Source organism: Pseudomonas sediminis (assembly GCF_002741105.1).
Lineage (GTDB): Bacteria > Pseudomonadota > Gammaproteobacteria > Pseudomonadales > Pseudomonadaceae > Aquipseudomonas > Aquipseudomonas sediminis.
Map to the genome: position 1 here is coordinate 205,305 of NZ_NIQU01000003.1, position 18,344 is coordinate 223,648.

The 18,344-nt window shown below is 62.9% G+C and carries 20 protein-coding genes; 8 read left to right on the top strand and 12 right to left on the bottom strand.

Annotated elements, in window-relative coordinates; all coding sequences use genetic code 11:
• Window positions 1-292: 292 nt before the first annotated feature.
• Together CDO35_RS09010 and CDO35_RS09015 are read right to left on the bottom strand one after the other, a co-directional pair.
• Window positions 293-562 (bottom strand): helix-turn-helix domain-containing protein, encoded by a 270-nt coding sequence (locus CDO35_RS09010; protein ID WP_099523992.1) that lies wholly within the window; start codon window positions 560-562, stop codon window positions 293-295.
• Window positions 563-1,888: a type II toxin-antitoxin system HipA family toxin gene (locus CDO35_RS09015; RefSeq protein WP_099523994.1), complete on the bottom strand. Its 1,326-nt coding sequence runs from the start codon at window positions 1,886-1,888 to the stop codon at window positions 563-565. It lies immediately after the preceding gene.
• Window positions 1,889-2,142: 254 nt separating this feature from the next.
• Here CDO35_RS09015 and CDO35_RS09020 point away from each other — a divergent pair, with 254 nt between their 5' ends.
• From CDO35_RS09020 to efp, 3 genes are all read left to right on the top strand, one after another.
• A complete protein-coding gene (locus tag CDO35_RS09020) occupies window positions 2,143-2,349 on the top strand; it encodes a hypothetical protein (protein ID WP_099523996.1) in 207 nt (68 codons plus the stop codon).
• Window positions 2,350-2,457: 108 nt separating this feature from the next.
• On the top strand, window positions 2,458-3,600 hold the full coding sequence (earP, locus tag CDO35_RS09025; protein WP_099523997.1) for an elongation factor P maturation arginine rhamnosyltransferase EarP: 1,143 nt from the start codon (window positions 2,458-2,460) through the stop codon (window positions 3,598-3,600).
• A gap of 34 nt (window positions 3,601-3,634) precedes the next feature.
• Window positions 3,635-4,207 (top strand): elongation factor P, encoded by a 573-nt coding sequence (gene efp, locus CDO35_RS09030; protein WP_003460252.1) that lies wholly within the window; start codon window positions 3,635-3,637, stop codon window positions 4,205-4,207.
• A gap of 94 nt (window positions 4,208-4,301) precedes the next feature.
• Here efp and CDO35_RS09035 read toward each other — a convergent pair whose 3' ends face one another.
• Window positions 4,302-5,264, bottom strand: a complete 963-nt coding sequence (locus CDO35_RS09035) for a LysR family transcriptional regulator (RefSeq protein ID WP_099523999.1) — start codon at window positions 5,262-5,264, stop codon at window positions 4,302-4,304.
• A gap of 100 nt (window positions 5,265-5,364) precedes the next feature.
• Here CDO35_RS09035 and CDO35_RS09040 point away from each other — a divergent pair, with 100 nt between their 5' ends.
• A complete protein-coding gene (locus tag CDO35_RS09040) occupies window positions 5,365-6,132 on the top strand; it encodes a sulfite exporter TauE/SafE family protein (protein ID WP_099524001.1) in 768 nt (255 codons plus the stop codon).
• On the opposite strand, the gene CDO35_RS09045 is transcribed toward CDO35_RS09040, so the two are convergent.
• Window positions 6,127-6,981: a LysR family transcriptional regulator gene (locus CDO35_RS09045; protein WP_099524004.1), complete on the bottom strand. Its 855-nt coding sequence runs from the start codon at window positions 6,979-6,981 to the stop codon at window positions 6,127-6,129. The two genes, CDO35_RS09040 and CDO35_RS09045, sit on opposite strands and share 6 nt — an antisense overlap.
• A 97-nt stretch (window positions 6,982-7,078) precedes the next feature.
• On the opposite strand from CDO35_RS09045, the gene CDO35_RS09050 reads away from it, so the two are divergent.
• The 4 genes from CDO35_RS09050 to CDO35_RS09065 are packed head-to-tail and all read left to right on the top strand — an operon-like array spanning window position 7,079 to window position 9,943.
• Window positions 7,079-7,303, top strand: coding sequence for a DUF1127 domain-containing protein (locus tag CDO35_RS09050; RefSeq protein ID WP_099524006.1), 225 nt, complete (start codon window positions 7,079-7,081; stop codon window positions 7,301-7,303).
• A 24-nt stretch (window positions 7,304-7,327) separates the two neighbouring features.
• Window positions 7,328-8,272, top strand: coding sequence for a DMT family transporter (locus tag CDO35_RS09055; RefSeq protein WP_099524008.1), 945 nt, complete (start codon window positions 7,328-7,330; stop codon window positions 8,270-8,272).
• A 16-nt stretch (window positions 8,273-8,288) separates the two neighbouring features.
• Window positions 8,289-8,735, top strand: coding sequence for a DUF3291 domain-containing protein (locus CDO35_RS09060; protein WP_099524010.1), 447 nt, complete (start codon window positions 8,289-8,291; stop codon window positions 8,733-8,735).
• Window positions 8,736-8,749: 14 nt separating this feature from the next.
• Window positions 8,750-9,943, top strand: a complete 1,194-nt coding sequence (locus CDO35_RS09065; protein ID WP_099524012.1) for a winged helix-turn-helix domain-containing protein — start codon at window positions 8,750-8,752, stop codon at window positions 9,941-9,943.
• Here CDO35_RS09065 and CDO35_RS09070 read toward each other — a convergent pair.
• The 8 genes from CDO35_RS09070 to CDO35_RS09105 form a co-directional block, all read right to left on the bottom strand.
• The gene (locus CDO35_RS09070) at window positions 9,940-10,329 is read right to left on the bottom strand and encodes a lysozyme inhibitor LprI family protein (RefSeq protein WP_099524014.1); all 390 of its coding nucleotides are present in this window, start codon (window positions 10,327-10,329) and stop codon (window positions 9,940-9,942) included. The genes CDO35_RS09065 and CDO35_RS09070 overlap by 4 nt on opposite strands.
• Before the next feature lie 51 nt (window positions 10,330-10,380).
• Window positions 10,381-11,136, bottom strand: a complete 756-nt coding sequence (gene loiP, locus CDO35_RS09075) for a metalloprotease LoiP (RefSeq protein WP_099524016.1) — start codon at window positions 11,134-11,136, stop codon at window positions 10,381-10,383.
• A gap of 162 nt (window positions 11,137-11,298) precedes the next feature.
• The gene (locus CDO35_RS09080; protein ID WP_036999618.1) at window positions 11,299-12,645 is read right to left on the bottom strand and encodes a class II 3-deoxy-7-phosphoheptulonate synthase; all 1,347 of its coding nucleotides are present in this window, start codon (window positions 12,643-12,645) and stop codon (window positions 11,299-11,301) included.
• Window positions 12,646-12,719: 74 nt separating this feature from the next.
• Complete coding sequence (locus CDO35_RS09085) at window positions 12,720-14,513, bottom strand: N-acyl-D-amino-acid deacylase family protein (RefSeq protein WP_099524018.1); 1,794 nt, start codon at window positions 14,511-14,513, stop codon at window positions 12,720-12,722.
• Entirely contained in the window at window positions 14,510-15,250 is a 741-nt protein-coding gene (locus CDO35_RS09090; protein ID WP_099524020.1) for a sulfite exporter TauE/SafE family protein, read from the bottom strand. Before CDO35_RS09090 ends, CDO35_RS09085 begins: the two co-directional genes overlap by 4 nt.
• Window positions 15,250-16,032, bottom strand: a complete 783-nt coding sequence (locus tag CDO35_RS09095; protein WP_099524022.1) for an SDR family NAD(P)-dependent oxidoreductase — start codon at window positions 16,030-16,032, stop codon at window positions 15,250-15,252. The genes CDO35_RS09090 and CDO35_RS09095 overlap by 1 nt, the downstream gene beginning before the upstream one ends.
• Entirely contained in the window at window positions 16,032-16,970 is a 939-nt protein-coding gene (locus tag CDO35_RS09100; RefSeq protein ID WP_099524024.1) for a bile acid:sodium symporter family protein, read from the bottom strand. Before CDO35_RS09100 ends, CDO35_RS09095 begins: the two co-directional genes overlap by 1 nt.
• Complete coding sequence (locus CDO35_RS09105; RefSeq protein WP_099524026.1) at window positions 16,967-18,295, bottom strand: flavin-containing monooxygenase; 1,329 nt, start codon at window positions 18,293-18,295, stop codon at window positions 16,967-16,969. Before CDO35_RS09105 ends, CDO35_RS09100 begins: the two co-directional genes overlap by 4 nt.
• Window positions 18,296-18,344: the final 49 nt, after the last annotated feature.

Sequence of the window (18,344 nt, forward strand, 5' to 3'; positions counted from 1 at the left end):
GCAACTCTGCGCGTCGGTGTGAATCTCGTTCAAAGATACCTTGCTTTGACCGGATACTTCTCGACTATCAGGTCCGCAGGAATCAGTCTCCAGCACCCATGACGACTACTGTGTGCCCGAGTTGATCCCGCGCTTTCAGAATATCCCCACTCGATTCAGCCTAATCTGTGACGGCCTTGGCGCGCAGGTCGTGGAACTGGAAGTAGGTTGGCCCTGATAACGCACGGCCAGCCGTTTGCCTTGAGCATGGCGACTCGCTTAAGCAAATCCTCATGGCGAGGACTGGCGGCCTCTATGACGTTCGGCTCTTCGGCACAATGCCGACTTGCATCCCAAATGGATTGAACACGCCATTCAGGGTCTGCACGGTTGGATTCGACTCATCATGTTCCAGTTGCCGAAGGGCGCGCAGGGATAGTTTGCACATCTGTGCGAAACGGGCCTGCTGCAATCCGGTGATTTCCTTTCGTAATTTGCGTACAGCCTGGCCGATGGTCAATTCGCCCGATGCCAGTTGGGTCTGTATTTCGGTCAGAATACGGTTGCGCTCGATAATATCCATTCAGACGAGCTCCCATCGGTTGAGTCTTTGATGAAGGGTCCGCAGCGCAATGCGCGGATGATTCATGGTGGCGTTTGGTAACCCCTGATCGCTCAGCAGGTCGGGAAGGGCTAGGAATTTTTTTGCTGCGTCTCTGAGTCTTTCATAAAGAATGTCGGTATCAGTCCATTTCGCGAGTGCGGCGCAGGCTTGGCGCCAGTTGACCTCGCCGGCAACCTCTATAGGTTGAGGCCATTTTGTGGTGCGAGTGATGCCTTCATCATCCATCACCATTGGGGCAAGGTCGTAGATAGGGGCGAGTTTCAAACCTGTGCTGTTGCGCAAGATTGAAGTATTGCGGCCATGGTTATCTGAGTTGCCAAGGATCTGGTTGAGCAAGTCTCGCTGTAGATACTCAAGGATCATGTCGCCAACTTGCGCGCCTTGCCCCGTCTGTTGCCACAGCCTGATCAAGTGGTTCAGAGCGTCGGTGTGCAGTAGGTAGCTGCCCGGCACGGTTACTCCTGCGAGTGAGTACAGGGACTCCATGGCGCTGCGCTCTACGCCTGCGTCGCTAATGTGACGATCAAAACGATGCATCCACAGGCTAGGCTTGCGGCCTTCCTCTAGCGCCAGGCCTTCTGCGGGTACGGTATCCAGACCAAGCTGCTGAATGGCCCTGTAGTAGCTGAACTCGCTACGCAGAATGTCTTGGTCGGTCTGCCTAGCCTGGTTTCGCGCGAACTTTACAAACCAGTGGCGGGTTGCAGACTCATCTGGCAAGGCCGCATCCGGGTGCAGGGCGCCCTCGCGGTCTTCAGTCAGTAACAGTTTGGGTGCTTCGCCACCCGCGCCTGTGGCGCCACCGATAGCGGCACCCTGCTCGTAGGCGTATTCGAGAAAACGGGCATCGCGATTGATTATGTCCTCACGAGAGAAGCCTAACCGCGGGCTTTCCTGAAGCGCCGCTGCTGCCTCCTTGATGCGCAGGCTGCCCACCGGTGCTGGTGCGCACCGACTTAGCAAAAATAGATCCAGCCCAAGATTCTCGGGCTTTTGGTCACCCAGGCGCTGGAGCAGGAAGCGCCTTGCTGCTCCAGCGGGCAGTATGTCGTGCAAGAAGGCAGGCGCTTCGCTTGCTCGATAGGATTCCCAGTCCAGCGGCACTGTGGCGCTGACTGCATGCTCAAGGCGGCTGCCAATTTGCTGCAGCGTTTCAAGCAGATATGCCTGCTCATAGCCAAAAGAACACGCCCCCGCCAGGCCCGCCTCGGGCTGCTCGAAGTTGAGATGCATGGCGTCATGCCAAGCGTAGCCACTGTACAGTTGCAGGGTGAGGAAGTGCATATAGGCTCCGGCACTTTAATGCCGTTTAGATTAGTGATTGGCACGAATAAAGGCAATAAAATGCCTTAAATTATCTTTGTAGCTGGGTTTAAGGGCACTTTAATACCTATTTTCGCATGGCGCAGCTTGTGTCGGCGCCTGCGCTGCTGCCATTGGCAACATCCATGGTCACTATCGAGAGCACTGATTTCTGTCTAGCGCTGCATCGGCCTAATGTTGAGCCCAACAGAGTTTGAGTTGGATTGGAGGTCATGATGTCCCGTATCGATGTGGTTTCCCTGGTTGGTAGTGCCGTGCCGGCTGAGCTCCGCTCCGACGGTCATATGGCGTGCTGGCTGGTGATGGTGGACGGCCAGCCGAAAGCCGGCCCCTTCGCCTCCCGCGAGGCTGCGTTAGCTTGCCAGGCGGTCTGGATGCTCAGCAGTGCTATTCGTCGTGAGGGCGATTCGCTGCTGGCCTGATTCACTGTTTTACCCCGCGCTCGCTCCAGCGCTCCCCTTGGCCCGCCTCTGGCGGGCTTTTTCTTGTTCGCCGGTTAGAATGGTGATCATTTTCCGAAGGGGCGCAGTGTGGCCAGGTGGGACATCTTCTGCAGCGTGGTGGACAACTACGGTGATATCGGCGTGACCTGGCGGTTGGCCCGGCAACTGGCGGCCGAGCAGGGGCATGCGGTGCGTCTGTGGGTCGACGAGCTGGGGGCGTTCGTGCGCTTGTGCCCCGAGGCCAGCCTTGATGCCCAATGTCAGCATTGGAGTGGTGTCGAGGTGCGCCAGTGGGCGGAGCCGTTCCCTGTGGTTGAGCCTGCGCAAGTGGTGATCGAGGCCTTCGCCTGCCAGTTGCCTGCGTCTTATATCGAGGCGATGACTCTCAGCGGTACGCGCCGTTTGTGGCTGAATCTTGAGTATCTCAGTGCCGAGGACTGGGTCGCAGGCTGCCATGGCCTGCCATCGCCGCAGCCTGGAGGCTTGCAGAAGTTCTTTTTCTTCCCTGGATTCGTGGAGGGCACGGGCGGTTTGCTGCGCGAAGCCGATCTGCTGACGCGGCGGCGTGCCTTTCAGGCTGACGCGCAGGCGCAGCAGGCGTTCCTGCAGTCACTCGGCGTGGTGCGTGAGCCCGGGGCGCGGCTGATTTCTCTATTCGCCTATGAGAATACAGGCCTGGCAGGATGGCTGGATGCACTGGCGGCCGATCCGCAGCCGACGCAGTTGCTGGTGCCGCAGGGCAAGATTCTTGCCGATTTGCAGACCTGGCTGGGTGAAGGGCCATTGGCGCCGGGTGATCACAGCAGGCGCGGTAACCTGCTGATCCATGTGCTGCCTTTCGTGGCCCAGGACGACTACGACCGCCTGTTATGGTGCTGCGATTTGAATGTGGTGCGCGGTGAGGACTCCTTCATCCGCGCGCAATGGGCCGGTCGACCGCTGCTTTGGCACATTTACCCGCAAGAGGAGGGGGCGCACTGGGACAAACTTGAGGCGTTTCTGGCGATCTACAGCGCTGATCTGGTGCCAGAAATTGCCGCCGCTCAGGCTGAATTCTGGCGTGCGTGGAACGCCGGCGAGGGGATGGAAGCGGCCTGGCCTGCGCTTCTCGCGGCATGGCCGGCACTGCAGCGACACGCCGAGCAGTGGTGCGATCAGCAGGCCGCTCGGTCGGATCTTGCCACGGCGCTGGAACAGTTTTACTTAAATTGGCTATCATACGCGGCCTAGATTTCTGTACCTCCCGCATATTTCGGATATCCGCATGAAAACTGCACAAGAAATGAGAGTCAACAGCGTGGCCCTGATCGATGGCCAGCCGTGGCTGATCCAGAAGGCCGAGTTCACCAAGTCCGGTCGTAACAGCGCCATCGTCAAGATGAAGCTGAAGAACCTGCTCAACGGTTCCAAGACCGAGACCGTCTACAAAGCCGACGACAAGATGGAGCCGGTGATTCTCGAGCGCAAGGAAGTGAACCTGTCCTACATCAGCGGTGAGGACTACGTGTTCATGGACCCGGAATACAACTCTTACGAGCTGCGTTCCGAAGATCTGGAAAGCGTTCTGCCGTTCATCGAAGAAGGCATGAGCGACGTCTGCGAAGCCGTGTTCTTCGAAGGCAAAGTGATCTCCGTTGACCTGCCGACCACCATCGTGCGCCAGGTTGTCTACACCGAGAACGCTGCTCGTGGCGACACCTCCGGTAAGGTGATGAAGCCTGCCAAGCTGCGCAACGGTACCGAGATCAAGGTTGCCGAGTTCGTCGACATCGACGACTGGATCGAGATCGATACCCGTGACGGTTCCTATAAGGGCCGCACCCAGGCTCCGGCCTGAGCGTAAGCTGCACGAGAAACCCGGCCTAGGTGCCGGGTTTTTTGTGCCTGATTTTCAGGGCGCTATCGCGGCTGAAGCCGCCCCCACACAAGCCTTACTGCTGTGGGATGGCCAGACTGGTTTGCAGCGCCTGGTCCCAGGGCGGTGGAAAGCCAAAGCGCTGCTTCAGGAAGCTCAGCAACAGCCGAGTCCGTGGGCTGGCTTCGCGTTCCAGGCGCAAGGCGTAGATGCTCACCGGCTCGACGGGCGGCAAGCCCTGTTCGCAGAACAGCGGGATCAGCTCGCCGCGCTGTAGATGATCGCTGCTCATCCAGGTGGGTAGGTGTGCGACGCCAAGGCCAGCGAGGGCGCTGAACAGCAAGGTCTCTGCATTGTTGCTGGTCTGACGCAAACGCTTGGGTTTGCACAGCTGCAATTTGCCGTCGACTTCGAATCGCCAGGCGTAGGGTGGGGCGAGGCTGTCCCAGTCGAGGCCGTCGTGTTGCTCCAGCTCCAGCGGGCTGCGTGGGATGCCGCGTCGACGCAGGTAGTCCGGGCTGGCGCAGACGACGCGGGTCATCGATGCCAGGGGCGTGGCGACCAGTCGGCTGTCCGGTAGCGGGCCGATGCGCACGACGATATCCACCTCGCCCAGGTGTTCGCCCTGCAGGTCGATGAAGCTGTCGATCAGCCGCAGCTGAACGTCCAGGCCGGGGTTCGCGCGCAGGAACTCTGCAATCGCCGGGGCCAGGTGGCGTCTGCCGAAAGGCGAGGGGGCGTCAATACGGATCATGCCTTCGGGTGCGCTGCTCAAGGAGACCGCTTCGGCGCGCGCCAGGTGCAACTCGGCGAGGATGCGCCTAGCGCGCTCAGCGAACGCCAGACCCGCCGGGGTGACGCGTACTGCATGGGTCGTGCGACTGAACAGACTGCTGCCCATGGCGCGCTCCAGGGCGTCGATGCGCCGTGCCACCGCCGAGGGTGTGAGCGGGTGGCGTCTGGCGGCTGCGGAGAAGCTGCCGGTCTCCAGCACGTCGAGAAAGAGTTCCAGTTGGTCGGTCAGGGTATCGGGGTTCATGGCAACCTGCTTGTGCGTAGTAAGCAAAGCCATTGTGCGTTGCTGTGCGTTTCCGCGCTAGCCGTGACTGGCTAACATGCGTCCTCTATCTGGAGGTGTCATGAATCTGTTCGACCTGTTGCTGAATCTATTGCTGGGTCTGGGCCTGGGAACATTGGGCGGCTTGTTCGGCATCGGTGGTGGGTTGATCGCCATTCCGGTGCTGGGCATTGTCTTTGGGCTGGATCAGCAGCTTGCTCAGGGGACTGCACTGGTCATGGTGGTGCCGAACGTGATGCTGGCGATCTGGCGTTACCATCAACGCAATCGCATCGATCTGCGCTATGCCCTGCTACTCGGCGTTACCAGCTTCTTTTGCGCCTGGCTGGCCTCCCTGTATGCGGTGGAGGTGGATTCGCGCACCATGCGCTGGGCCTTCGTCGGTTTTCTACTGGCTTTGGCGGTCTACAACCTGCTGCGCATGCTGATGGCTCAGGCGCCGGCCAGCGGCGAGCTGCGTCATCACTGGGGTTGGTTCGGCGTGCTGGGCGGGGTGTCTGGTGCAATGGGCGGGCTGTTCGGCGTGGGCGGCGCCGTAGTGGCGACGCCGGTACTGACCAGTGTGTTCGGCACCACGCAGGTGGTGGCGCAGGGACTTTCGCTGTCGTTGGCGCTGCCCAGCACCGGGGTGACGCTGTTTACCTACGCTGTGCACGGTCAGGTCAACTGGTGGATGGGCGTGCCGCTGGCGGTTGGTGGTCTGCTCAGCATCAGTTGGGGCGTGCGCCTGGCGCATTCGCTGCCAGAGCGCCTGCTGCGCACCCTGTTCTGCGGTTTCCTGCTGCTCTGCGCACTGATGCTGGCGCTTGAGTCGAGCGGCAGCCTATAAGCGAAACCCTTCGACGATGTGATCGGCCAGGCACTCGGTGACGGGTGACTGGCTACTTTCATTGCGCAGCAGCACGATGCTGGTCAGTGGCAGCAGCGGCAGGCCTTCGGCTTCGCCGAGCATGCGCAGGTCGGGGGTGATCAGGCTTTGCAGCTGCGCAGTGACGGCCAGGCCGGCGCGTACCACGGCGAAGATCGCCGACAGGCTGGGGCTGGTATAGGCGATGCGGTAGGGACGACCCATCGTGTCCAGCGCGTTGCAGGCCCATTCGCGGCAGAAACAGTCGGCGTTGAACATGGCCAGCGGCATGGGATTTTGCTCGTGCGGGCAGAAGCCCTGGGCCACTGCCCAGGCGAAGCGCTCCTGGCGCAGCAGTTGGCCGATCTCCTTGCCAGGTTGGCGGGTGACGATGGTGAGGTCCAGATCCTGGCGCAGCAGCAGTTGTCCCGACGGCTCGCAATGCACCTCTACTTGCACCAGCGGATAGGCCTGGGCGAAGCGCGAGAGTATCTCCGGCAGAAAGCGCATAACGTAGTCGTCCGGCGTACCGATGCGCACGGCACCGACCATATGCGGTTCGCGCAGGGTGTTGAGTACCTCGCCGTGCAGCTTGAGGATGCGCCGCGCATAACCCAGCAGCACCTGGCCCTCTGGCGTCAGCCGCACCTGGCGGCCATCGCGTTCGAATAACGGGCGTTGCACCACGTCTTCCTCCAGCCGCTTCATCTGCATGCTCACGGCTGACTGGGTACGATTGACCGTTTCTGCGGCGCGGGTGAAACCGCCGGTGTCGGCGATGGCAACAAAGCTGCGCAGCAATTCGGTATCAATACTGGGGTGGAAGGCCATTCATCAATCCTCGAGATGGATTCCATAAGAAACATTCGTTGGATTGATCTTAAGCTGGACCCGACACTGACGCCAACCCCACAGGGAGGGCGAAAAGATGAAAGGTCAGAAAGGTTATGCGTTGGCTCAGGCCATCCACTTCGAACGGTTGCCGTCGCTGGGCGGTGTATGGCGTATGCTGCGGCGCTGGCGTCAACTGGCTCGCGAGCGGGCACAGCTGGCGCAACTGAATGATGCTGCATTGAAGGACCTGGGACTGTCCCGAGCTGATGTGTTGCAGGAGGCCGAGCGGCCGTTCTGGGATGACCCGCTGAAAAAGTGAGTAGTACATGACAGGAGTTGTTGAATGAACGCGGTGCGCAAGGGCTCCGATTTTTTCCTGTTCCAGCTGATGATGTTGTTATGCGCCATCTGGGGCAGTCAGCAGGTGGCGATCAAGCTGGCCGCGGACGATATCGCGCCCATGCTGCAGGTGGCCTTGCGCTCCGGCATCGCCGCCGTGCTGGTCGGCTTGCTCTTGCTGTGGCAGCGCGGATGGCGCGAATGGGTCAGCTCGACGTGGCTGGCTGGATTGCTGGCGGGCGTGTTGTTCGCACTGGAGTTCTTCTTCATCGCCCTTGGCCTGCACTACACCACGGCTTCGCATATGGCGGTATTTCTTTATACCGCGCCGATCTTCTCGGCGCTTGGGCTGCACTTTCTATTGCCCAGCGAGCGCTTGCGACGCCTGCAGTGGCTGGGTATCACCCTGTGTTTCGGCGGGGTGGTGATGGCATTTGGCGTCGGTGGCAATTGGGCTGAGGTCGATGCCGGTATGTTGCTGGGCGATGCGTTGGGGCTGTGCGCTGGCATGGCCTGGGGCGCGACCACGGTCGTCGTGCGGGGTTCGCGCCTGTCCGAAGCGCCGGCCGGGTTGACCCTTTTCTATCAGTTGGCGGTGGCGTTCGTGCTGCTGCTGGCCTATGCACTGATGGTGGTGGACCTGTCCCAGCTGCGTTGGACGCCTGTGGCCATCGCCAGCATTCTGCTGCAGGGCGTGGTGGTGTCGTTCTTCACCTACTTGACCTGGTTCTGGCTGCTGCGCCGCTACCTGGCCTCGAACATGGCAGTGTTCTCGTTCATGACCCCGCTGTTTGGCGTCACCTTCGGCGTGCTGGTGCTGGACGAACCGCTGACCCTGAACTTCATCATCGGCGCGGCGCTGGTGCTGTCGGGCATCACCCTGGTCAGCAGCGAGGCCTGGTTGCGCCGTCGCCTGGCGGGTTGGCGTGGCCTGCCGCAACAACCCTGACGCAAGGAGGCTGAAATTGCCCGCTTATCACTTGGCTCAACTGAACATCGCCTGGATGAAGGCGCCGCTGGAGTCACCAGATATGGCTGACTTCGTCGCCAATCTGGAGCGTATCAATGCGCTGGCAGAAGGTTCGCCCGGCTATGTCTGGCGTTTGCAGGACGAGGCGGGCGATGCCACGGCGATTCGTCCGTTCGGTGACGAGGTGTTGGTCAACATGTCGGTTTGGGAGGATGTGCAGTCGCTCAGTGACTACGTCTACAAATCGGCGCATACCGAGATGCTCAAGCGCCGTCGCGAATGGTTCGAACGCGTCGAGCAGGCGCATCAGGTGCTGTGGTGGGTGCCGGCGGGGCATCGGCCAAGCGTGACCGAGGCTGTCGAGCGCCTAGGTCATCTGCGCGAGCATGGCGCGACGGCGCAGGCCTTTACCTTCCGTCATGCGTTCGCGGCGCCAGCCTGATAGGCTGAGTCGCCATGACCCTTTCTCTTTCTCTCGCTGAAGCGCGCCGTCTGGCCCTGGCTGCCCAGGGTTTCGGACGTACGCCACGCGGCGCCGTTGGCCACAAGCACCTGCAGGCGCAGATCGAGCGTTTGGGCGTGTTGCAGATCGATTCGGTCAATGCCCTGGTGCGCTCGCACTACTTACCGGCTTTTTCCCGCCTCGGTCATTACCAGGCCGAGCACCTAGATGAACTGGCCTGGGGCCGCGCGCGGCGCCGGCGGCTGTTCGAATACTGGGGGCACGAAGCCTCCTTGTTGCCACTGGAGCTTTACCCGCTGCTGCGCTGGCGGATGCGCCGAGCGGCGGATGGGCAGGGCATCTATCGCGAGTTGGCGAAGTTCGGTGTCGAGCGGCGCGACGTTTTAGATAGCGTACTGCAGGCCGTGCGCGAGCGCGGCGCGCTCGGCGCCGGCAGCCTGTCCTCGCGTACCGAGAAGGCCGGCCCCTGGTGGGACTGGAGCGCGGAAAAGACGGCGCTGGAATGGCTGTTCGCCGCAGGCGAGGTGACGGTTGCCGGACGGCGTGGCTTCGAGCGGCTGTACGATCTGCCGGAGCGGGTCATTCCTGTGGAGGTGTTGAACCACCCGGACCAGGATGAGGCCGAAGCGCAGCGCCGCCTGTTGCTGCGTTCGGCCGATGCCTTGGGCGTGGCGACCGAGCGCGATTTGCGCGACTACTACCGGTTGGACGTCAGTGACAGCAAGCGCCGTATCGCCGAACTGGTGGAGGCGGGCGAGCTGCTGCCCGTCACGGTGCAGGGCTGGCGGCAGGCGGCCTATTGCCGGGGCGAACCGCGCATTCCCCGGCGTATTCGCCATAGTGCGTTGCTTTCACCGTTCGATTCACTGATCTGGGAGCGCGAGCGCACCGAGCGGTTGTTCGGCTTTCGCTATCGGCTGGAGATCTACACTCCGCAGGCCAAGCGCGTGTATGGCTACTACGTGCTGCCGTTTCTGCACCACGAACGCCTGCTGGCGCGAGTGGATCTGCGCAGCGAGCGCGCGGCCGGGCGCCTGGCAGTGCATGCCGTGCATCTGGAGGAAGCAGTGTTGAGTGAGGAGGCGCGTCTGGCGCTGGGCGATTCGCTGCGCGCGCTGGCGCATTGGCTGGGCCTGGCCGAGGTGTGGCTGGCGCCGAGCGTCAATCTGCGGAACTTGCTCGATTAGCCGCCGTTTTCCAGCAGGAACTTCAGTTCTCCGACGCGCTGGATATTCAGCTCCATCGGGCAGGTGTAGTACATCGGCGAGCCGACGTGCTTGCCCTGCAGGTCGCACTGGCCGTTGCGGTAGATCAACCAGGCCTTCTGCGCCGTTTCCAGCTGTTCGGCGTCCGCTGGCTGGCTTTCCTGCAGCTTGAGGAACAGCTGCTGGTAGACGCGGTTCATCTCCTTCTTCACCGTTTCCGACACACCTTCGGCGCAGCCGGCGACGCTGGCGTTGTTGATCATCCCGCTGGCGTCCAGGCAGGCCTGGTACTGCTTGTCGTAGTCACCCCAGACGCCGAGCGGCAGCAGTAGAGTGAGCGGTAGCAAGCCGTTACGCAGTATCGACATGGCAATCTCCCAATGAGACAGGGGCTGCACTGCGGCCCCTGAACCTGATGCTTACTTGGCCGCCAGGCGGGTGCGCATGTTGGCGGCGCGGTCGCTGGAGCCCGGGTGCGAGGAGAACATGCTGCTTTCGCCGCCGCCCAGCTTGGCCAGCTTCTCGAACGCGGTGACCAGGCCGTCGCGCGGGATGTTGCGCTGGGTCAGCAGGTCGAAGGAGAAGTTGTCGGCGGCGTTTTCCTGGCTTTGCGAGAACTGCGCGTTGACCAGTTGCTCACCCAGGGCGCCGAGCTGCGAGGCGGACAGGGCGGCGACGGAGGCATTGCCCGAAGCGGCTGCAGCATTGCGTGCGGCGGTGGTGGCGTAGGCGGTCTGCATGGCCTTCTTGCTGTGGCCAAGGGCGACGTGGCCAATCTCGTGGCCGAGCACGCCTTCCACTTCGTTGTCGGTCATCAGGTCCATCAGGCCGCTGTAGACGCGTACGCAACCGTTGGCCATGGCCCAGGCGTTGACTTCATCGGCCTGGTACACCTTGTAGGTGATCGGCGTGCCGTTGATCTGATGGCCGAGGTTGTTGGCGATCTTGTCCAGACGCTTGCTGTATGGGCTGTTCGGGCCAGCGATAGTGGCTTCGGCATCCATTTCGGCGCAGGCTTGGTCGGACATGCTGCGTACTTCGGCGTCGCTGAGGGTCGCGGCCTGTACGGCCATCAGGCCCGATTGCAGCATGGCGTCGGGAGACATGTTCTGGCAGCCAGTCAGCAATGCAGCGCTGGACAGGGCGAAAGCGGAGAGGGTGATGCGCAGTTGCATGGTCATCGTCCTTGTTGAGGGGTGTTGGCCGCGAGTCCTTTCCGGCTGGGTAGCATCTCTGGCACCTGCACGGTGCTCGCGTTGGGGCGGTATTATGCCGGATAGCGCACAAAAGAAGTGCGAGCCGGTTCGCGCCCTGGCCAGTGGCCAGGGCGCTGAGGGTCAGCGGCGTACCTGCTTCAGCGTCTCGGCGATCATGAAGGCCAGTTCCAGGGACTGGTCGGCATTCATGCGCGGGTCGCAGTGGGTGTGGTAGCGGTCGGACAGGCCGTCCTCGGTGATCGGGCGTGAACCGCCGATGCACTCGGTGACGTTCTGCCCGGTCATCTCGATATGGATGCCGCCGGCGTAGGTGCCTTCGGCCTGGTGCACGGCGAAGAACTGCCGCACTTCGCTGAGAATCTGCGCGAAATCGCGGGTTTTGTAGCCGCTGCTGGCCTTGATGGTGTTGCCGTGCATGGGGTCGGAGCTCCACAGCACCTGGCGACCCTCTTCCTTGACCTTGCGCAGCAGGCGCGGGAAGTGCGCTTCGACCTTGTCCGCGCCCATGCGCACGATCAGGTTGAGGCGACCCGGATCGTTGTCCGGGTTGAGGGTGTCGATCAGGCGGATCAGCTCGTCCGGGTCCATGCTCGGGCCGACCTTGACACCGATGGGGTTCTCGATGCCGCGCATGAATTCGATGTGTGCACCGTCCAGCTGGCGGGTGCGGTCGCCGATCCACAGCATGTGCGCGGAGCAGTCGTACCAGCGGCCGGTGAGGCTGTCGCGACGGACGAAGGCTTCTTCGTAGTTCAGCAGCAACGCTTCGTGGGCGGTGAAGAAGCTGGTTTCGCGCAGTTGCGGCGCGCTGTCCATGCCCACGGCGCGCATGAAGGCCAGGGTTTCGTCGATGCGACCGGCGAGCTGGTGGTATTTCTCGGCCAGCGCCGAGTTGGCGATGAAGTCGAGGTTCCACTGGTGCACCTGGTGCAGATCGGCGAAGCCGCCCTGGGCGAAGGCGCGCAGCAGGTTGAGGCTGGCGGTGGCCTGGTGGTAGGCCTGCATCAGGCGTTCCGGATCAGGTACGCGACTGGCGACGTCGAAACCGATGCCGTTGACGATGTCGCCGCGGTAAGCGGGCAGGGTGACGCCATCGATGGTTTCGCTGCCGGACGAGCGCGGCTTGGCGAACTGGCCGGCCATGCGCCCGACCTTGACCACCGGACAGCCCGCGGCGAAGGTCATTACGATGGCCATCTGCAGCAGCACCTTGAAGGTGTCACGGATTTTCGCGGCGGAAAACTCGGCGAAGCTCTCGGCGCAGTCGCCGCCCTGCAGCAGGAACGCGCGGCCCTGGGTAACCTCGGCGAACTGGCGGCGCAGCTCGCGCGCCTCGCCGGCGAATACCAGCGGCGGGTAGCCGGCCAGAGTTTGCTCGACGCGGGTCAAGTGCGCGGCATCAGGGTATTCAGGCTGCTGCTGGATGGGCTTGGCCCTCCAGCTTTCGGGGCTCCAGGCGTTCGACATGCTGCGTCTCTAGCGGTTGATCAGGCGGAGGCGCATGGTAACCGATAAGCCCCGCGGCCCCTACGTGTATTGGCTCATGACGCCGGGGCAGGCTCGAATGCCCGCGCAGGTAGCGTGCGCGGCGATACATCACGCGCTGGCAGGAAGCGTCCGTAGCGCTGCACCTTGCCCAGGTCATCCGGGTATTCCTGGCTGCGTCGATAGGCGATGCGGCCGTTGATCAGGGTCAGCGCGACCGCTGCATCGTTGCGTTTGACCACCCGCACAAGGCCGAGCACTTCCATCGGCGCTTCGTGCAGTTCATCCAGCGTATCGTCGAGCCCGGCGGGATCGATCAGCACCAGGTCGGCACGATCACCGACGCGCAGGTAGCCGGCATCGACGCCGATGAAGTCGGCCAGCTCGCCGCTGCAGCGGCGCACCGCCTTGCCCAGCTCCATGAATGGCTCGCCGGCCAATTCGGCGTCCCGCACGTACTTGAGAAAACGCAGGGGGAAGTTGTACTGGGCGATGGAACGCAGGTGCGCGCCGGAGTCGGCGAAGCCGGGGTGTGTCCAGGGGCTGGCCAGCAGCTTGCGCATGATCGCCTCGCGTTGGTTGCCGTAGCAGGTCGTCCATTTCAGCGCCTCGCGGTACTGGCAGGCCAGCTCGAAGTAGGCGTCTACCGCATCCAGGCCGCGCGCCTGGCCCAGTTGCTTGAAGTTCTTGCCGACCAGGCTGGCATCCGGGCATTCGGTCACCCAGCAATCGGAGAAATCGCGGTGCCACAGGCCCTTGGTCAGCACGGCCTTTACCTGCTTCTTGAACAGGGCGCGGAACGCTGGCTCCTTGACCTTGGCGTAGAGCTCATCCGGGTCCTTGATGTTGCGCAGGATCTCGCCGGCACCGAATTCCTCGAAGGCATTCACGTTGAGTCCTTCCAGGCGCAAGGTGAAGGGCGCCGGCAGGGTCTGCCAGCGGAAGTGGCCGCGTAGCAGCCTGTTCGCCAGCCAGCCAGAAAGGCGGGTGAAACGGTGCAGCAGCGGCTGCGACTTTAGATCCAGCGCTGTGAGCATGGTGCATTTCAGCGGTTTCCTGAACCAGCCATGGGCCTGCCAGAGGAAGGCGAACACGTTGACCTTGGTCACCGCGTTCGGTGCGCCCTGTAACACCGCGCCGCGCCGCCGCAGCACGGCGAACAGACGGGAGAACTCCTTCCAACTGGCGAAGGTCGACGGTAACGGGCTGGACCAGGCGCGGTCGCCGTCCATCTTGTCCAGCCGCGTGGTCATTACCGACAGGCCGATACAGCCAGCGTCCAGCGCCTCTTCGAGCAGTTGCTCCATACGCGTCAGTTCGGCTTCGCTCGGCGTCACCCGGCTGGTGGCGCGCTCCAGGCCCATCACCGCCACGCGCAGCTCGGAATGGCCGAGAAAGGAATTGATGTTCGGCCCCAGCGGCAACTGGTCGTAGAAGGCGCGATAACCAGCGGCATCGCGCCAGGTTTTCTTTTCCTTGAGGATCGGCAGCACGTACTCGCGCGGCACCGCTTCGACGCGGGTGAACAGGTCGGAGCAGTCCTCGGCGTCGGCCAGCACCATGCTGATGGAGCAGGAGCCGATGGTCACGCTGGTGACGCCATGGCGCACCGACTCCTTCAGTGCGGGTGCGGCGATCACCTCGGCATCGTAGTGCGAGTGGATCTCCAGGAAGCCGGGGGTGAGCCACTGGCCCTTGGCGTCGATCACCTCAGGGCAACCGGCCTCGTCCAGTGGGCTGAGGCTGAGTACCTCGACCTTGCCGTCACGGATACCGATATGGCGGATTGCGCCCGGCGCGCCGGTGCCGTCGAAGTACAGGCCGTTGTTGATGATGATGTCGTAGCTCATGGCAGTCTCCAGGGCGCCAGCAGCAGAATGCCGGTGACCAACAGCAGGATGTAGATGGCGAGGCGGAAACGACGCTCGTCGAAGCGTCGATGCAGGCGTTCGCCCAGCCACACGCCGAGAAGCAGAAGCGGGGCGTAGGTGAGTACCTGAGGCAGCGCCGGCAGCAGGCGGCCGTCGAGCAGAAAGGCGAGGGTAAGCAGGCTGTTGAGGGTGAACCAGACAGTGACCAAGGTGGCGCGCAGCCGCGTCTTGTCCAGTTGGGTGCCGGCCAGGCCGTAGACCAGCAGCGGGCCGCCCGAGGCGAACAGTCCATGGCTAAGTCCGGCAGCCATGGTAATGCAACGGGTCAGCCAGGTCGGGCGTTGCGGCAGTGCGCTTGCCCGGCGCAGGCGCCACAGTTCGCGGCCGGCGAACCAGACGATCAGCGCACCGAAGCCGACCTTCAACGCCTGGGTGTCCAGATAAGGCAGCAGCCAATAGCCGAGCAGCGTGCCGATGAGCATGCCGGGCAGCAGGGTACCAAGCAGCAGGCGGCGGTCGATCTGCTGCCAGTGGCGATGCACCAGGTAGCCGGTCATGCAGATGTTCAGTGGAACCAGGATCGGCAGCAATTGATCGATGGGCAGCAGCAATGCACCGAGCGACAGGGCGATGACCACGCTGCCAAAGCCTGTAATGGCTTCCAGGGTGTAGGCCAGCAGAATGAAGCCGCCGAGGGCGTAGGGCGCCAGGGCCATCAGGTGATCTCCCCGGCGAAACGCTGGCTCATCTTGCGGTGGTACAGCGCCGGCGCCAGGCGCCAGAGCAGGCTCGCCAGCCAGCTGCCACGATCAGGGAACAGGCGTTCGCGGCGCTGCTGCAGTGCATCGAGAATCAGACTTGCCATCCAGTCGGCGCCGCGAATCCTGCCGATGGTCGAGCGGGCATGGCCGGCCGGTTTGCCGTCGCCGCCCAAGGCATTGCGGTCGATGGGCGTATCGAGAAAGCTCGGATAGACCATCAGCAGGCCGATGCCGTCACGGGCGATCTCGGCGCGCAGCACCTCGAAGGCCTGGCCCAGGGCGCTTTTTGCGGCGCAGTAACCGGCGCGGCCGAGCACCGGCATCCAGCCGGCCATGGAGCCGATGGCGACCACCTTGCCGCGGCTTTCACGCAGCAGCGGCAGGGCGGCCAGGGTCAGTTCCAGCGGTGCGTGATAGTCCACCGCCATGACCTTGCGAAATACCACAGGATCGGTGCGCAGCGTGGGCGAGCGGTGGGTGATGCCGGCGTTGTTGATCAGCACGTCCAACCGGCCGAATCTCTGCCGGCAGCCGTCGAGCAGGCGTGCATGCAACTCGGGGTAGGTGATGTCGCCAGCAAGGGTCAGCACGCGCTCGCTGCCCAGTTCATCGGCGCGAGCCGCGAGACCGCTGGCATCGATATCGGTGAGCAGCAGGGCATCGCCACGTGCGTGACAGGCGCGCGCCAGTTGCCAGCCCAGGCCGCTGGCGGCGCCAGTGATCAGAACCACGCGCATCATCGCTCTCCTGTGCTGGGCAAAGGCGTCAGCCCAGTGCTGGTTTCAGGCGGTCTGCGTGACCAGAGCCAGGCCAGGCTGAGGCCGGACACCAGATGCCAGCAACCCCAGAACGCAGCAATCAGCAACATGCCGCTGGCCTGCGGGAAGAAGGTGAAGATGATCACCAGACCCAGCGCCGAATTCTGGATACCCACCTCCAGCGTCAGGGCGCGGCGGTCGGCCACCGGCAGCCCGCTCAGGCGTGCGCTGAGGTAGCCAATGCTCAGCGCCAGGGCGTTGTGCGCCACCACCAGCCAGAAGAACAGATGGAAATGCCGAGTGAACTGCTCGAGGTTGCGGCTGAAGGCCAGTGCGACGAAACCGAGCATTACCAGCAAGGCGAACAGGCGCAGGGGCTTTTCCACTTTCAGCGTCAGTTGCGGGAAGCGTCGGCCGATCCACATGCCTGCCAGCAGAGGCAGGCCGAGTACCAGCAGTACGAGCAGCAGCAAGCTCAGCGGGTCCAGTTCGATCTGCGTCAGCAACGGCCGCGTATGCGGATTGAGCCAGGCATAAAGGGCGAAGTTGAGTGGTGTCAGCACGCTGGCGACGACGCTGGAAACGGCGGTCATGCTCACCGACAGCGCGACGTTGCCGCGCGCCATCCAGGTCATGATGTTGGAGAAGCTCCCGCCTGGGCAGGCGGCGATCAGGGTCATGCCCAGCGCCAGTTGTGGTTCGATGGCCAGGGCCCAGCAGACCAGGCAGGTCAGCGCCGGCAGCAGCAGAAATTGCGCCAGCATGCCAATCACCGGGGCCTTGGGCGCGCGGGCGATGCGGCGGAAGTCTTCGGCGCGCAGGTCCAGGGAAACGCCGAACATCATCAACGCAACGATCAGGTTGATCAGCACCAGGCTGCTGGGGTCAAAGGCGATATTCACCTGTTCCATGCTCATGCCCCCTGCGCAGCGAGTACGCCGTCGTTGGCCAGCTCACGGCGCAGGGCGGCGCTGTGTTCGGCTATGCGTCTACGATAGCTGTCCTTGTGCACGTAATAGGCCATGCGCTCCAGTTGCAGGTAGCGATAGCCGCCATCCAGGCGCTGGCTGGCTCGAGCGCGAATGGTCTGGCGCAGGGCCTGAGCGGCGGCGCTGCCGGCCTGCAGTTGACGGATATACAGCGCGACCAGCTCCGCCTGCTCGTCACGACCCTGCCAGCCCAGGCCGGAAGCTTCGACCATGCCGAGCATGAACAGGTCGTCGTGCTCGGGGTGGAAGACATTGAGGTACAGCTGCGGTGCACCGGCCTCTTGCGGCCAGTTCAACTCGTCGCGGGCGATGAAGGGGTAGTCGAGCTTGTAGCCGGTAGCCATGAGGATCAGGTCGTATTCGGCCTGTTCGCCGTTGGCGAAGGTCACGCCTTGCCCGCTCACCGACTGGATGTCGCCCCGAGGGTGGATATCGCCGTGGCCGATATGGTGCAGCACCAGCGAGTTCATTACCGGGTGAGATTCGTACAGGCGGTAGTCCGGGTCGGGCAGGCCGTACTGCGAGGGTTTGCCGACCAGGGCGCGCACCAGCAGACCGTCGACCAGTTGTTTGAGACGGCGCGGTAGCTTGATCGCACCGCCGAAGGTATCGGTGGGTTTGCCGAGGATGAACTTGGGCAGGAAGTGATAGCCACGGCGTACCGAGAGGTCGACCGAGGCGGCGCGATGCACGGCATCGACGGCGATATCGCAGGCCGAGTTGCCGCAGCCGACCACCAGCACCCGTTTGCCAGCGAATATATCCGCGCTCTTGTAGGCATTGGAGTGCAGCAACTCGCCGGAGAAATCACCGGGCAGGCGCGGCAGGTTGGGCGTATGCAGGGTGCCATTGGCGATCAGTACGCCCTTGAAGTGCCATTCGCGCTGCTCGCCGTTGCGCTCGCTGATCAGCTTCCAGCCATGCTGCTGGCGCTGCACCTGCAGCACACGGGTGTCGAACTGGTAATGCTCGTAGAGACGAAACTGCCTGGCGTAGTCGCGAAAGTAGCGGCGCATTTCGCTGTGGTGCGGGTAGGGCGCCACCTCGGCGCGCATGGGGAATTCACGAAATTCGGTGGTGCCCTTAGAGGAGATCAGGTGCGCCGATTGGTACATGCTGCTGTGCGGGTTATCGATATCCCACAGGCCGCCAACGTCGCTGTGCAGCTCGAAGCCGACGAAATCGATGCCGTACTTCTTCAATTGCCGTGCCGTGCACAGGCCCATGGGGCCGGCACCTATGATGGCGTACATGGCGAACCTCGTTATTGTTATGAGTGCAGCGCAAGTGTTGGAATTATTG